This window comes from Endozoicomonas sp. GU-1, from assembly GCF_027366395.1.
In the GTDB taxonomy this organism is placed as follows: domain Bacteria; phylum Pseudomonadota; class Gammaproteobacteria; order Pseudomonadales; family Endozoicomonadaceae; genus Endozoicomonas.
In genome coordinates, this window is the sequence record NZ_CP114771.1 from 4,919,097 (window position 1) to 4,935,500 (window position 16,404).

Sequence of the window (16,404 nt, forward strand, 5' to 3'; positions counted from 1 at the left end):
CCGGCAAAGGCCGGTTTTTTGTATCCTGACAACGCAGATTGGTTGTCTGTCTCAGCGAGGCTTAGGCAGTTGCCAGGGCCTTGATCTGAGCGTTCAGACGGCTCTTGTGACGAGCAGCCTTGTTCTTGTGGATGATGCCCTTGTCGGCCATACGGTCGATCACAGGTACCGCAGCAGTGAAGGCAGCTTTAGCGGCTTCAACGTCTCTGGTGTCGATCGCCTTGATCACCTTCTTGATAGAAGTGCGAACCATGGAACGCAGGCTGGCGTTGTGCTGACGACGGTTTTCAGCCTGACGGGCGCGCTTGCGTGCAGAAGGAGAGTTTGCCATTTCGGTGCTCCTGGAAATTCAATTTCGTTCGGGTTGTCTCAGGGCGGCTTTGGGGCACCCTGCATGGAATAGGTTGTTTGCCGCAGTTACTGGCAATGGCCCGGGTAAGACATTGTCAGCCCATATCCCACTTTCATTTAGCTCAGGGCTTTATCCAGCTCAGGGCTATACCTGGCGCTGTATCTGGCTCAAGGCTATTTAGCCGCCGAACTATGCCGACTCAGGCCGGTCTTGTCAATACGGCATACTGCCTGCAGGGCTTTAAATCTGCCGGACTGTGGCATTTTTTGACGGTCCGGGAGGTGGCACTGTTTTTGGGCAAAACCAGCGATTTTCACAATATATGTGGCAATCGCAATTACCTTGGATATGATTGGCTGTTTATTCTTATGCTTTTACATTCAATTGCACCATGAGTGATTCCGATAACAGCCTGCCAGCCAATCAGCCTGAACCGAAAAAATCCGGATTGCTGAGATCCAGCCTGGTGGTGGGGATAATGACCATGCTCTCCCGGGTACTGGGTCTGGCCAGGGATGTGGTGGTTGCTGGCTACTTTGGTTCGACAGCCTCAGCGGATGCCTTTTTTGTGGCGTTCAAAATCCCGAATTTTCTTCGTCGCCTGTTTGCTGAAGGGGCGTTTTCTCAGGCCTTTGTGCCGGTGCTGTCGGAATATCGTTCTAAACGAAGCTTTGACGATGTGCGCGAATTGGTCAGTCGCGTAAGTGGAACCCTGGCGGGGATATTGCTGCTGGTGACGGTTGTGGGTGTTTTGGCGGCTCCGATATTGATCCGGCTGTTTGCGCCGGGCTTTATCAATGAACCGGCAAAACTGGCGCTTGCCGGTGACATGCTGCGGATCACCTTTCCCTACCTGCTGTTGGTTTCACTAACAGCACTGGCGGGCTCAATCCTGAATACCTATGGACGGTTTGCGGTACCGGCATTTACTCCCGTGTTGCTGAATCTGAGTTTGATTGGCTCAACGCTTCTGCTTACGCCCTATTTTGATCAGCCGGTGATGGCACTGGCCTGGGGCGTAGCGATTGCGGGCATTTCCCAGCTGTTACTGCAGATGCCCTTTCTTTTGCAGATTCGCCTTCTGCCCATGCCCAAATGGGGCGTTCAGCATGAGGGCAGCCGGAGAATCATGACACTCATGGTGCCGGCGCTGTTCGGGGTTTCTGTCAGTCAGATCAACCTGCTGCTGGATACGGTGCTGGCCTCTTTCCTGCAAACCGGCAGTGTCTCCTGGCTGTATTACTCTGACCGCTTATCCGAGCTGCCACTGGGCGTGTTTGGCATTGCCATTGCCACGGTGATTCTGCCCAGCCTCTCAACCAGGCATGCGGAAGCAGACGGTGGGCATTTCTCCCGAACACTGGATTGGGCTATTCGTCTGGTATTGCTGATTGGTGTACCGGCGGCCGTTGCGCTGTTTATTCTGGCCGGGCCATTAATCGCAACCCTGTTTGACTATGGCGAGATGACGGACCGTGATGTGTTGATGTCCGCCATGAGTTTGCAGGCCTACTCCCTTGGCTTGATTGCTTTTATGTTGATCAAAGTGCTGGCACCCGGTTATTTTGCCCGCCAGGACACCAAAACGCCGGTAAAAATTGCCATTATCGCGATGGTTGCGAATATGGTGTTTAACCTGATTCTGGTATTCCCCCTGCAACATGCTGGGCTGGCACTGGCCACAACTCTGTCGGCTTTTCTGAATGCGGGCTTGCTGTACCGTGGTTTGCAACGGTCCGGGGTTTATCAGCCAGCCAGCGGCTGGCTGGTTTATTTCGCCCGGCTGTTGGTTGCTAACCTGGCGATGGCGGCAACGCTGATCTGGCTGGCCGAAGATATTGAACAGTGGCTGGCCTGGTCACTATGGGAGCGAGTATCCCAGACTGGCCTGCTGGTCCTGTCCGGATTGGCGGTTTACATCGTTGTGCTTTTACTCAGTGGTATCAGGCCCGGGCAGTTCAGGCATTAGAGACTGTTTTGCCATAATTTTCCCGGCTGCTTTCCCAACGCAGTGACCCGTGGAACCGGCTGGGGTATACTGCCCGGCTTCATCGTCAACATTTTTTCAACAATGGTTGAATACAGGAAGTAAGGGAGTCCGAGCCCCTCCATGCAGTTGATCCGCGGGTTGCACAATATCAGGCCAGAACATCAGAGATGCGTGGCCACCATCGGTAATTTTGATGGTGTGCATGTGGGCCACAGAACCATTCTTGAGGCCCTGAAACAACAGGCGTTTGAGCTGGACGCCAGGGTATGCGTTATCACCTTTGAGCCCCAGCCCAGAGAGTATTTTCAGGTGGATGCTGCACCCGTGAGGCTGTCCAGCCTGCGGGAAAAGCTGGCGCTGCTGGCGGAAAATCATGTGGATCAGGTGCTCTGTCTGCCGTTCAATGACCGGCTGCGCAGCCTCAGTGCTGATGATTTTGTCTTCCGGGCACTGGTTGAAGGTCTGGATATTCGCTACCTGATTGTGGGTGATGACTTTCGCTACGGCTGTGACCGCAAAGGCGATTTTACCCATCTGGAACGGATGGGTGAGCGCTACGGGTTTGAAGTCTGTGATACCCAGACCGTATTGATGCAGCAGGGGCGTATCAGCAGTACCCGCATTCGTGATGCGCTGGCGGAAAATAAGTTTGCCGCAGCGGAACATATGCTGGGCAGACCATTTACCATGATTGGTCGGGTAGTAAAGGGGCAGCAGTTGGGCAGAACCCTGGGCTTCCCCACGGCGAACATCAGGGTATGTCGTCGACGTCTGCCTTTGCGGGGCGTGTTTGCTGTTCGTACACTGGTGGATGGTCATCGTTTTAATGCGGTTGCCAACCTGGGCGTCAGGCCATCGGTATCCGGCGTTAAACCGCTGCTTGAAGTCCATATGCTCGACTTCAAGGGAGATCTGTATGATCAGACCCTGCGGGTAGAGTTTGTGGAAAAGATCAGGGATGAACAGAAATTTGAATCGCTTGAAGCCTTGCGGGCAGCGATTGCCAATGATATTGAAACAGCCCGCAAGCTTTTTTAAATAACCCGCAAGCTTTTTAAATAAATAGCTGTGATGAATAGTCCGTAGAGGTTCCGGTAAACAACTATGTCCGACTACAAGCATACATTGAATTTGCCGCAGACCGATTTTCCGATGCGCGGCAATTTGGCCCAGCGTGAGCCACAAATGCTCAAGCGCTGGTATGACATGGATCTCTACGAAGAAATTCGCAAGATCAGCCAGGGACGGGAAAAGTTTATTCTCCATGATGGCCCTCCCTATGCCAATGGTGATATCCACATCGGCCATGCCGTTAACAAGATCCTGAAGGATATTATCGTTAAAGCCAAAACACTCGATGGCTACGATGCCCCTTACGTTCCGGGCTGGGACTGCCATGGTCTGCCGATTGAGCATAAGGTCGAAGGTATGCTCGGCAAGGCCGGCGATAAAGTGGATTTCAAAACCTTCCGCAAAAAGTGCCGTGAATACGCCGCCAAACAGGTGGATGGCCAGCGTGAAGACTTCAAGCGCATGGGGGTGTTTGGCGACTGGGACAAGCCATACCTGACCATGGATTTCCAGACCGAAGCTGACATCATCCGTTCTCTGGGCAAAATTGCTGCCAATGGCCATCTGGTCAAAGGCTATAAGCCGGTTTACTGGAGTGTTGTCGGTGGCTCTGCCCTGGCGGAAGCAGAAGTTGAGTATCAGGATAAAACCTCTACCCAGATTGATGTGCGTTATGCAGCGCTTGATGAAGCTGATCTGTTAAGTGCGTTTACTTTTGATTCCCCAAAAGGGCAGGGTGAAGGTGAGGTAGCCGTCGTTATCTGGACGACAACACCATGGACCCTGCCATCCTCCCAGGCGGTCAGCATGGGCGGCGATCTGGATTACGCCCTGGTGCAGTGCCAGGTGAATGGTGAACCTGCCCGTCTGGTTCTGGCTGAGGCATTGGTGGCCAGTGCCATGCAGCGTTATGGCATTGAAGACTATACGATCATTGCCCGGGCAAAGGGCGCAGCGTTTGAACGCAAGAAAGTTGCCCATCCATTCTATGACCGGGACCTGCCGCTGATACTGGGTGACCACGTCACCATTGACGCGGGTACCGGTAATGTTCATACGGCACCTGACCACGGTGTTGATGACTTTAATGTGGGGCGTCACTACGGCATCGGTACCCTGAACTATCTGGACGACAGTGGTTATTACCGTGCCAACGTAGAACTGTTTGCCGGTGAGCACGTTTACAAGGTTGACCCGAAAGTGGTTGAGGTTCTGGTTGAGAAAGGTCGACTGCTGGCTCAGGAAAAACTGACGCACAGCTACCCTCACTGCTGGCGTACCAAAACACCACTGATTTTCCGTGCCACGCCCCAGTGGTTTATCAGCATGACCAAAGAACACCTGCTGGATACCGCTATGGATTCCCTGAAAGGTGTCGTGTTTACCCCTGAGTGGGGCCGTAACCGGATGGAAGCCATGCTGGGCCAGAGTCCGGACTGGTGTATCTCCCGTCAGCGTACCTGGGGTGTGCCGATTGCGCTGTTTATCCATAAAGAGACCGAAGAGCTGCATCCGGAAACTCAGGCACTGATTGAACAAGTCGCACTGAAAGTTGAACAGGAGGGGATGGACGCCTGGTTTGATCTGGAACCTGCGGATATGCTCGGTGCTGAAGATGCTGAACACTATGTGCAAGTGACCGATACGCTGGATGTCTGGTTTGATTCCGGTGTTACTCACTATTCGGTGATCGAGCGACGTGATGGGCTGCAATTCCCCGCAGACCTCTATCTGGAAGGTTCTGACCAGCACCGTGGCTGGTTCCAGTCGTCCCTGAAAACCAGTATTGCCATGCATGGCGTGCCGCCCTACAAAGGCCTGCTGACCCATGGCTTTACCGTGGATGCCAATGGTCGGAAGATGTCCAAGTCGCTGGGTAATGTGATTGCTCCCCAGAAGGTCTTCAAGTCTCTGGGTGCGGATATTCTGCGTCTCTGGGTCTCTGCTACAGATTACACCTCAGAAATGACCGTTTCTGATGATATCCTCAAGCGCACGGCAGACAGCTATCGTCGTATTCGTAATACCGCACGCTTCCTGTTGTCCAACCTGACCGGTTTCAACCCAGAAACTGATGCGGTTGCCTGGGAGGATATGCTGTCACTGGATAAGTGGGCTGTGGATCGTACCCTGAGACTGCAAAATGAAGTGGTGGATGCGTACAACAGCTACAACTTCCTTTCGGTCTATCAGAAAGTTCACAATTTCTGCTCACTGGATCTGGGTGGTTTCTATCTGGATATCATCAAGGACCGTCAGTACACCACTGCGCAGGACAGTCTGGCCCGTCGCAGCTGTCAAACGGCGATGTACCATATCATCGAGGCCTTTGTCCGCTGGATGGCTCCCATCACCAGTTTTACTGCCGACGAAATCTGGGAAGCGATGCCCGGGCAGCGTGGTGCATCGGTTTTCCTGGAAACCTGGTACGAAGGGCTGAACAGTCTGGAAGGTGATGAACTTGGCCGTGAGTTCTGGAATACGATTCTGGACGTGAAGACGGCAGTGAACAAAGCCCTCGAAGATGCCCGTGTGGCTGGAACTATCGGTGGCTCTCTGGAAGCGGAAGTGACTCTGTTTGCCGATGAGATGCTGACAGAAAAACTGAACCGTCTGGGTAATGAGTTGCGGTTTGTGCTGATTACCTCTGCGGCTACCGTTAAGTCACTGGCTGATGCGGGTGATGTTGCGGCAACTGAACTGGCAGGACTCAAAGTGCTGGTTGAGAAGGCCGGACACAAGAAGTGTGAGCGTTGCTGGCATCGCCGAGAAGATGTCGGCACCATTGCCGAACATCCGGAGCTTTGTGGCCGCTGTGTTGCAAACGTAGAAGGCAGTGGCGAACAGCGGCAATTTGCCTGATATTAGCTTTTGTCATAAAAAATACCCGGTCAGCACCGGGTATTTTTTTGGACAATAGTCTACTTTAAGACCAGTTGTTCAACGCTGGGGTGTTGTAACTTGTTAAATTCTTATGGATTTCGGTAATTCGCACTATCCTCCGGCGGTTCAAGACACTTAGTATTGACAGGACTCACTGAATAATATGGATTTTTTAGCAGGAACCGGCCATGCAGAGTAATACTTCAGGAAAGCTTCACTGGCTCTGGCTCAGTGCCATCGTGTTCGGCTTTGACCAACTGGTAAAATGGTGGGTTATTGAGGCGTTTTCCCTTTATCAGCAATTACCGGTATTGCCCTTCTTTTCCCTGACCCTTGCCTACAATACCGGGGCTGCTTTCAGTTTTCTCAGTGATGCGTCCGGTTGGCAGCGCTGGTTTCTCAGTGGTGTCGCTATTATTGTCAGCATCATGCTGGTGGGGTGGTTGAAGCAGCTTCGCTCAGGGGAAAACTGGCAGGCCTGCTCTCTGTCATTAATACTGGGCGGTGCGTTGGGGAATTTGATTGATCGGTTGTTGCATGGGCATGTCACCGACTTCCTGTTGTTTTACTACAAAAACTGGTATTTTCCGGCATTCAATCTGGCGGATACAGCCATTACGGTGGGTGCCGCCATGTTGATTCTGGATATGTTCCGGAGTAATCCTTCGGTGGAAAGTAGCAGCAACGATAAATAGAAGAGCAGGAGCGAGTCACGGTGTCAGCAGTAATTGAGAAAGGCAGCAAGGTCACTCTGCATTTTTCCCTGAAGCTGGATGATGGGAGTGTGGTGGACAGCACACCAGCGGAGAAACCGGCATCCCTGATCATCGGTGATGGTAATCTCCCGGAAGGATTTGAAGAAACGCTGTATGGCCTGGCGTCAGGTGAAGACCGGGTGTCCCGGATTCCTCCGGAAAAAGCGTTTGGTATGCCGAATCCCAATAATCTCCAGCGCATCGCCAGGGGCAGTTTTGCCAGCGGGGTTGAACTGGAGGAAGGGCTGGTGATGTCCTTTTCTGACGCGGCCAACAGTGAGCTTCCCGGCGTGGTCAGAAATTTTGATGATGAAATGGTTGAAGTTGACTTCAATCACCCTCTGGCAGGTCGGCATCTGACCTTTGAGGTACAGATTCTGGATGTAGAGACGCCTTGAGCGATAACCAGAGCCATAAAGCAGTGACAGAAAAGGTTGGTGATTCCCCTATGAAAATCAAACTGGCTAATCCCCGTGGCTTTTGTGCAGGTGTGGACCGTGCCATTGAGATCGTCAACCGGGCACTTGATGTTTTCGGTCCTCCTATTTATGTCCGTCATGAGGTGGTCCACAACAAGTTTGTGGTGGAAAACCTGAAAGAGCGTGGGGCAATCTTTGTCGATGAGCTGAATCAGGTACCGGATGACGTCATCGTTATTTTCAGTGCCCACGGTGTTTCCCGGGCTGTAGAGGATGAAGCACAACGTCGGGGCCTGAAAGTGTTTGATGCCTCCTGCCCGCTGGTTAAAAAAGTTCATATGGAAGTGGTGCGCTATTCCCGGGATGGCATGGAGTGTGTACTGATTGGTCACCATGGGCACCCTGAAGTGGAAGGCACCATGGGGCAGTACGACTCGCGAAACGGCGGTGCTATGTATCTGGTTGAAAACGAAGACGATGTTCGTGCTCTTGAGGTAGCAGACCCTTCCAGGCTGGCCTATGTCACCCAGACAACCCTTTCCATGGATGACACTGCCAAAGTGATTGAAGCCCTGCGTCTCAAGTTCCCTGAGATACAGGGACCACGGAAAGACGATATTTGCTATGCCACGCAGAACCGGCAGGATGCGGTAAAAATTCTGGCGGGACAGTGTGACCTGGTGTTGGTGGTCGGCTCAGTGAACAGCTCAAACTCCAACCGACTGCGGGAACTGGCCGAGCGCTCCGGGGGCTGAAGCTTATCTGGTGGATAATGCCGACGATGTCAAACCGGGATGGCTGGTGGACAAGGCATCCATTGGTATCACAGCAGGCGCTTCGGCACCGGATATTCTGGTTCAGGGCGTTATCACGCGGTTAAAAGAACTGGGTGCAGAATTACCGGAAGAGCTGGCTGGTAAAGAAGAGAATATTGTCTTTACCATGCCTAGAGAGCTGCGTTTGAAAGCGGTTTCTGATTAATTCATTTTTTTAATTTTTGCAAACAATCGGTCAAAGTAAACGTTATTCGTTGAATAAAATCTGATCAATGGCCATGAATAACGATAAGCTGTAAAGGTTGGTTAACACGCCTCTTGGCATTTTTAACCGGGTTTTGGGCTTTCTGCTGATTGCTGACCCATTGATCAAAGGAAAGGAACCTTTAATAGATTAAATCCTGGTACTTCAGTTTTCGGGTTTAAAATTGGGTAAAAGATGCAATGTCTTCTCACCAGAAAGCCTGACGCAGATTCAGTTGGCATGACAGCTTCTGGCAATTGGATACCGCACATCATCAAAAAAACTGAGTGCCAGGGATTGGGCAATGAAGTACAAGGTTGGGCATCGTTTCTCAGCAATTCATGTTGCCAGCTCTCATACAGCCTGTGAGAGCAATCGCCATTTCCCGTCTGAATATTTCCCCCAAACTCCGTTAAAAACAATGGGTGTTTCTCTGGTTGAGTTACTGGTCTCCCTGTCCGTTGCGGCTATTTTGATCGCAGTGTCGGCACCCGGCATGAAAACCCTTATCGTCAATAACCGGATCGATAATGTGGCAGATGAACTGTATGGCAGTTTGATGCTGGCCAGATCTGAGGCTGTCAAACGACAACGAACCGTTTCATTATGTAGCACTGTGGATGATCTGACCTGCGATGAAAGTAACGCTGGCTGGCATCACGGCTGGCTTATTTTTACGGATGAACGTGATGATGGTCTATTGAACGACAGTGACCAGGTGATTCGTCGTGTTGCAGGGCAGTCAGAGCTTATCTCAATCCTGTGGAATCGTGGTTACAGCCTTCGCTTCAATAGCCGTGGCCAGACCAGTCAGGCAGGCACTTTTCAGGTTTGTGACCAGGACAGTAACAGTGATGCCAAAGCAATTATTATCAGCATGACAGGCCGTCTCCGGACGGAGGAGTGGGGCGCATGCGGCTGAAGGATGTTCATAGTGATGGCAAAAGCCCTGAGAAAAAGAACCGGGGTGCAGGGTTGATAGAAGTATTGATCAGCCTGCTGGTGATCATCATCGGCATTCTTGGTATGGCAGGAGTACATAGCAGCAGTTTGCAGTATAACCAGTCAGCCTATGTGCAATCACAGGCTACCTTTTTAGCGACGGATATGCTGGATCGTATTCAGGCCAACAACAGCCTGGCCAGAAGCGGTATCAGTTATCAGGCAGGTTTGAATGATCTTGAATACAGCCAATGCATTGACAGCGGCTACCCCGACAGCTGCGAAGCTGGAAGCTGTAGTCCTCAGGAAATGGCGGCCTACGATATTCTGCAATGGAAGTTTCAGCTGACCTGCCAGATTCCGGGCAGCACGGGTTCAATTACCTACCAGGACAGTGAGGGTGTTCGAACGTATATCATTCGTCTCAGTTTCCCGGATATGGGCAACAGGGCCCCCCTGAGTGATGTGGTATTAAAGGGGATACTATGAAGCGGAGTGAGAAAGGATTCTCTTTGGTTGAAATGATGATTGCCCTGGTCCTTGGTCTGGTTCTTTTTACCGGGGTTGGCCACCTGGTACTGGCATCCAGCCGATCGTGGGTATTGCAGGATGAGCTGGCACGGGTTCAGGAAAATGGTCGGCTGGCCCTGGATATTCTGGGGCAAAGTATCAGTACTGCGGGATATACCGGCTGTCCTGCCCAGGCAAAGCTGGCCAATTTAGTCTATTCCGATAACGATAATCGTCAGTGGATGATGCATTTTGATAAAGGCGTTCTGGGCATTCCTGCCGGTAACAGTGTTGAGCAGCAGCTGGACAGCAATGCTATCTCTGAAGCCATTATTATCCACAGTGTTGATAGCAATCAGTCCACCCTGGTCAGTGGCCATAATACTGGCACTGCTTCGGCAACACTGGCACAAAGCCGTAGCCATGATGAAGGTGATCTTCTGGCGCTGATTTCATCAGACTGTGGGCAGGTTTCCATTTTCCGGGCAGGGGCGGCAACAACCAATAGTGTGGTGACGCATCCGGCAGCAGGCAGTAGCAGCCTTTACAACTGTATCAGTCAGTTACAGGGTAACTTCAGTTGTCATGGCAGTACTGTTGGTTCCGGCAATATCAGTCACCGGGGATCACGACTGGCACCTTTGCAGTCTTATGCCTTCTATCTGAGGGAAAGCAATAACGTACCGACACTGTACCGGAAACTGGCGGGTGAATACGCCAGTGGCAATAGCATCAATACAGAAGCGCTGGTCGAAGGCATTGAAGACCTGAGTATTCGTTATGGGCTGGACAGTGATAATGACGGGGTTGCCAACCGGTATATGACCGTCGGTGAAATAACACCTTACAGCGATGAGTGGCGGCAGATTATTACGGTCAAGCTTGAACTGCTGGTTCGGAGTTTTACTGAAGTGGCTCCGGAAGCTCAGGCCTATTTCTTTGCTGGCCAGCGAGTGCTGCCTGATGATCTCTATGTTCGTCGAAGCTTTATGAAAACCATTAAGCTGAGGAACCGGGGGCTGTGATGGGAATCATTTTAACTGCCGCAGGCCAACATACTGAGTCTTTCTGGAAAAGCCGTTTATTGCATCCGGAAACAGGTGAGAGAGGAAGTATATTGCTGGTCAGCCTGGTGATGTTGCTGGTTATGACGGTTGCTGGTTTGACCGCTGTAAAAATGGCAACGCTTGAAGAGAAGATGAGTGGTAATTATCAGGATCAGCAGATGGCATTTTATGCGGCAGAGGCGGCGTTAAAAGAGGCGGAAAATTTTATTGCCGATAATGAACTGGCCTTATCAGGCTTTGGCGTGAATTGTGACAATGGGTACTGTTTTGCCGGAAGCGATATTGACGATATTGGCAGCTGTGACCCGGGTGTTTCCGAGCCCTGGTTAACGGGTACCTTGTGGAGTGCGAGCGATCGGCACAGAGTGACGACAGTTACCATCAGCGGTATATCAGCCCGGGCCAAATACATTATTGAGTTTCGCTGCTATATCGCCAAAGAGGCATCAGGGCCTTTACCAGACCCGGCCAACCGTGGGGACTGGGCTCAATTCTATCGGATTACCGCTCTGGCTACTGGCGGTTCGGGTGATTCGCGGGTAATGCTTCAAACGTCGTATAAAAAAAGCAGCTGATTTTGAGTTAACGTTGGAATATTAACAGGGAAGCGGAGGTGATCATGGATCGATATACCTCACATGGTTTTACTCTCAGGCAGGTCATGTTGTTCGGATTGCTGTTGCTGTTTTCTTTAAGGGCCAATGCTGAAGCGGTTTCCAGTGATTATGCAGCAACGCCCCCCTTGATCAGTAATACATCGGAGCCACTGGTGATGCTGGTGATGTCCGTTGATCATGAACTTTTTAAAAAAGCGTACAGCGATTATACGGACCTGGATTCGGATGGACGACTGGATACCAGCTATGTGGACAGTTTTGACTATCTCGGGTATTTCGACAGTGGCTGGTGCTATCAATACGCTTCCGGACGCTATTCTCCGGTAGCCCAAGCCACCGGTGATCACGGGCACTATTGCACCACCTCTGAGGCTCCCTGGAGTGGTAACTTTCTGAACTGGGCCACCATGACACGGATGGACATCCTCAGAACGGTGCTTTTTGGTGGCAAGCGATCAACGGATACCGATAATCAAACGATACTGGAACGGGCTTATATCCCCAGGGATGTACATGCATTTGTTAAGGTGTACAGAAGCAGTGTTTCTGGTATTCCAACAGAAAATTTTACGCCCTTTAGCGACAGTGAGATCAGCCTTTGCAATGTTGCCGGTTCCGAAAATGGCACGCCTGAAGTCAGGGTTGCCAGGGAAGCTTGGCCGCGATGGGCTTCAACTGAAGAAAGACAGTGTCAGTGGGGTAGAGTAAACAGTCCTTCTACCTGGTACAGATTAACAACGAATGACGTTTATATTGAGGCTTGTGTCACAGATAAAGACGCTGTTAATACCGATCGCTGTAAGCTGTACAGCACCGGCAATAGCAAACCCACAGGCTTGCTTCAGCAGTATGGTGAGTCAGGGGATATTCGCTTTGGCTTAATTAGTGGTTCTTATGATAAAAATATTTCCGGTGGCGTATTGCGGAAAAATATCAGCAAAATTGCCGGTAATACGCAGAGTGTTGATGATGAGATAGACCTGGCTACCGGCCGTTTCAACAGTGTTGAAGGCATTATTCATAACATCAATAAGTTCAGACTGGCGAAGTACAGTTTTTCCCAGAACAAATATACGGATTGCGGTACTTACGGAATTTCTGTTTCGGACTTTAAAGGCAGCAGAGGCACATACTCCTCTAAGCATTGCAGTATGTGGGGCAATCCGCTGGCTGAACTTTATTTAGAGGCACTTCGCTATTTTTCCGGAAATTCAGCGGCTACCAGTAGTTTTGATACCACGAATGACCGTGCTTTTGTCAGTGACTTATCCAGGGAAAGCTGGGCCAATCCCATGTCATCGGAAAGTGCCTGTGCCAACTGCTCCATTATTGTGTTATCCACAGGCCTGAATTCTTTCGATACCGATCAGCTATCCAGCAGTTCGGACCTGCCTGGAATGACAGGAACCAGCTCCGTAAATAGCAAAACAGATGAAGTGGGCAACCATGAGTATGGCGGTAATTTTGCCGGTAACTACCTGGTTGGCGGAACCGGAAGTAAACGTCAATGCACTTCAAAGTATTTGTCAGGACTTTCTAAAGCCGTTGGCCTGTGCCCGGAAATTCCTCAGCTGGAAGGGGGGTATCAGGCAGCAGGACTTGCTTATTATGGAAATACCAGCGACCTGCGTACCGATTTTGACGGTTCTCAGAAAGTGAAAACTTATGCCATTGAAATGGCCGAATCCTTGCCGGGTTTTACCTTGGATGTGAATGGTAAATCATTTACTTTTCAGCCGTTTTGTCAGAGTAGCTCTAACTTCAATGGTAACAATATCAGTGACTGCTCTTTAACCGATGTGGTGATTGAAGAGCAGATACTGAATGCCACAGGACAGGTTGTTCAGGGCTCTCTTCTGTTTACCTGGGAGGATTCGCTCTGGGGAAATGACTACGACTATGACGCTTCTTCCAGAATCAAGTTCTGTGTTGGCAATCAATGCAACCAAACCACAGACAGCACGCTGACGACAACCGGGTTTAATGCCAATGAAGTCAGGGTGGCTGTGCAGGTGGATGGCGTATTTGCCGGTCTGAATATGCGCTTCTCTTACACCGTCACCGGGAGTTCGGGGCGTGATGGACTGCAAACTGATTATGCCTACAAGGGAACAACCGCATTTAAGGTTACTGATTTTACCGCCTCCGGAGCGGCTGCTGGCGTGTTGCCCAAACCGCTGTTTCTTGCGGCAAAATACGGTGGCTTTATCGATCTTGATGGCGATGGCAGTCCCAATCATGATGCTGATGGGGATGGCAGCCCTGATAGCGACGATCACCGTGAGTGGGACAATAGAAATAATGTGACGGGAGCCCTGGGCTCGGATGGCTTGCCGGATAACTATTTTTTCGCCAGAAATCCAGCCTTGCTTGCCAGTCAGTTGGGGCAGGTACTTGAAGATATTTCCAGTCGGGTCTCTTCGGCAACGAATGCGGCGCTGTTTGCCAATAGCTCTACAGGCACTGGCGCGATCTATCAGGCACTGTTTCAGCCAAGCCTGGATATCAATGGCAAGTCGGTGACCTGGGGCGGTATTCTCCATTCACTGTTTATCGATAGCAAAGGCTATATCCGTGAAGATGGCAACGGGAATGCCCAACTGGATGACTACCGCTCAGATAAAATTGTTGAACTGTTTTTTGATCCGAATGCCGGGCAGACCATGGTCCAGCGCTACAACTCTGACGACTTTGGTGTCACCAGGGTAGCCGATGGCCCGCTGAAATCACTCGCTTCGCTGGAAACAATTTGGGATGCCAGAGAGCAGCTGGCCTTATTGAGTGACCTGACCAACCAGCGAACCTATAACGCACTCGCCTCCGGTGGCCGACATATGCTGACCTGGCTGGATATCAATAATAATCAGCAGGTGGACGATGATGAACAGCTGCCGTTTATGCCTTCAACCTTTACTGGACATGAAGGGTATCTGGGCATCTCTGCCAGTGAAGTCGCTACTGTCGTTAACTATGTTCGGGGAGAAGAGCAGGCTGGCACCCGTTCCCGTACCATCGACTTTGATGAAGATGGTATTGATGAAGTCTGGCGCCTTGGGGACATCGTTCACTCAACACCCAGACTGGTGGCAGCACCCGATAGTCGTTACGACGCCTATTACAACGACAGCAGCTATCGAACCTTCCGCAATCAATACCTGAATCGGCGGCATATGCTCTACGTCGGAGCCAACGATGGTTTGATTCATGCCTTTAATGGCGGGTTCTGGGAAGAGAGTTCCTACCGCTATGAGCGCACAGCCAGTCATGGTGAGGTACAGCATCCGCTGGGTTCAGAGCTTTGGAGTTACGCACCAATGAATCTGTTACCTCACCTTCGCTGGCTCACTGAGACCGATTACCCCCATGTTTATTACATGGATTCGGAACCGATGGTCTTCGATGCCAATATCTTCGCTGATGACAGCACTCATCCTGGTGGCTGGGGAACGGTTCTGGTGGTGGGTATGAGACTGGGAGGGGGCAATATTGATGTCACCATCGACAGTGAAAGTCGTACCATGCGCTCTGCCTGGGTGGTGTTGGATATCACTGATCCCGAGCAACCACCGGAGTTGCTGGCTGAAATTACCCATGCTGATCTGGGTTTTACCACCTCACAGCCTGCGCTGGTTAAACGGCGGAAAGCTGGTGCGGATGTTAATGGCGAGACCGATTGGAGTAATCCGGTACAAAACGAATGGTACCTGGTGTTTGGCTCCGGGCCAGCAGGCAGCGGGTCTACTGCCCTGAGATCAGCCCTGGAGCAGGGAACGTCGGATCAGAATCTTCGGGTATTTGCTTATGATCTGAATAACAAGAATTTTGTTACCGGTTTTGATCCCCTTGTGACCTCCTATTCCACGGCTTATGCAGGCGATATGGTGGCTGAAGACTGGGACCGGGATTACCAGGATAATGCCGTTTACTTTGGCACGGTTGAGACCGGAGGTGCCGGTTTGAGCGGAAAGCTGATGAGGCTAAGGCTGACATCAGCACTGGAAAACTCCAGCCTGAATGTGTTTATGGATGCCGGACAGCCGATTATGGCCCCCCCCATGACCGTGACTGATGACAACAGCTTCTGGGTATACTCCGGAACAGGTCGGCTGCTGACCAATGGTGACAATCGCAGTACGGAGGCCAACTATTTCTACGGTGTTCAGGAGCCGTTGAACAGCTCCAGGCAGTTTACCTATGCATCTGTCAGCCAGAGCAATCTGGTCAATGTGGGGGATGTGGTTGTATTTACCAATGGTGATGTCGTGCAGAAGTCAGACTCCTCCTATACGCCATTTACGGTAGGCTCCCGAACCATCAACAGTTTCGGTACCTTACAGGCGGTGGTCGCTGAGCAGGGGGGGTGGACGCTGCCTCTCAGTGTTGATGGCTCTGGCCCAGCCGGACGAAGTGTGAACCGCGCTGCCAGGCTGTTCTCCCAAATCCTGTTTACTGAATACCGTCCACCTGCGGACAGTTGTTCCATTGATGGTACAAGCTCACTTTATGCCGTTCATTACCTGACCGGTACCGCATCGCCTGATGCCGTCCTGGGCAGTGTGCCTGTGGAAAGTCTGGAGCTGGAGCGTTCCCTGAATAAGGTGAGTCTGGGGATCGGTTATGCTTCTTCACCGGTGGTCCATCAGGGGGAAGGAGGGAAACTGACTGCGGTGACCCAGGGGGCCGGGGGCAGTATTACGGCAACAAACCTTGATTACAGTTTCAGCTCAGAAGGACGGCAGAGCTGGTGGCAGATTTTCAGCATTCCATGGATTGATTGA

General features: G+C 51.3%; 11 protein-coding genes and 1 pseudogene. 11 read left to right on the top strand and 1 reads right to left on the bottom strand.

The window, feature by feature from the left end:
* Positions 1-61: 61 nt before the first annotated feature.
* Positions 62-331 carry a 30S ribosomal protein S20 gene (rpsT, locus tag O3276_RS20520; protein ID WP_101748329.1) on the bottom strand — a complete coding sequence of 90 codons (270 nt, stop codon included), beginning with the start codon at positions 329-331 and terminating at the stop codon, positions 62-64.
* Between the two features lie 412 nt (positions 332-743).
* Between rpsT and murJ the strand changes: the two genes are divergently transcribed.
* From murJ to O3276_RS20575, 11 genes and pseudogenes are all read left to right on the top strand, one after another.
* Positions 744-2,321 (top strand): murein biosynthesis integral membrane protein MurJ, encoded by a 1,578-nt coding sequence (gene murJ, locus O3276_RS20525; RefSeq protein WP_269672983.1) that lies wholly within the window; start codon positions 744-746, stop codon positions 2,319-2,321.
* A gap of 141 nt (positions 2,322-2,462) precedes the next feature.
* Complete coding sequence (ribF, locus tag O3276_RS20530) at positions 2,463-3,380, top strand: bifunctional riboflavin kinase/FAD synthetase (protein WP_269672984.1); 918 nt, start codon at positions 2,463-2,465, stop codon at positions 3,378-3,380.
* Between the two features lie 66 nt (positions 3,381-3,446).
* A complete protein-coding gene (gene ileS, locus O3276_RS20535) occupies positions 3,447-6,275 on the top strand; it encodes an isoleucine--tRNA ligase (protein ID WP_269672985.1) in 2,829 nt (942 codons plus the stop codon).
* Between the two features lie 209 nt (positions 6,276-6,484).
* On the top strand, positions 6,485-6,991 hold the full coding sequence (lspA, locus tag O3276_RS20540; protein ID WP_269672986.1) for a signal peptidase II: 507 nt from the start codon (positions 6,485-6,487) through the stop codon (positions 6,989-6,991).
* Between the two features lie 20 nt (positions 6,992-7,011).
* Entirely contained in the window at positions 7,012-7,449 is a 438-nt protein-coding gene (fkpB, locus tag O3276_RS20545; RefSeq protein WP_269672987.1) for an FKBP-type peptidyl-prolyl cis-trans isomerase, read from the top strand.
* A gap of 50 nt (positions 7,450-7,499) precedes the next feature.
* Positions 7,500-8,451 (top strand): annotated as a pseudogene (gene ispH / locus O3276_RS20550) (4-hydroxy-3-methylbut-2-enyl diphosphate reductase).
* Positions 8,452-8,794: 343 nt separating this feature from the next.
* Positions 8,795-9,412: a GspH/FimT family pseudopilin gene (locus tag O3276_RS20555; protein ID WP_269672988.1), complete on the top strand. Its 618-nt coding sequence runs from the start codon at positions 8,795-8,797 to the stop codon at positions 9,410-9,412.
* On the top strand, positions 9,403-9,921 hold the full coding sequence (pilV, locus tag O3276_RS20560) for a type IV pilus modification protein PilV (RefSeq protein ID WP_269672989.1): 519 nt from the start codon (positions 9,403-9,405) through the stop codon (positions 9,919-9,921). Before O3276_RS20555 ends, pilV begins: the two co-directional genes overlap by 10 nt.
* On the top strand, positions 9,918-10,967 hold the full coding sequence (locus O3276_RS20565; protein WP_269672990.1) for a PilW family protein: 1,050 nt from the start codon (positions 9,918-9,920) through the stop codon (positions 10,965-10,967). The genes pilV and O3276_RS20565 overlap by 4 nt, the downstream gene beginning before the upstream one ends.
* Complete coding sequence (locus O3276_RS20570; RefSeq protein WP_269676025.1) at positions 10,967-11,584, top strand: pilus assembly PilX family protein; 618 nt, start codon at positions 10,967-10,969, stop codon at positions 11,582-11,584. Before O3276_RS20565 ends, O3276_RS20570 begins: the two co-directional genes overlap by 1 nt.
* Before the next feature lie 44 nt (positions 11,585-11,628).
* Positions 11,629-16,404, top strand: coding sequence for a pilus assembly protein (locus O3276_RS20575; RefSeq protein WP_269672991.1), 4,776 nt, complete (start codon positions 11,629-11,631; stop codon positions 16,402-16,404).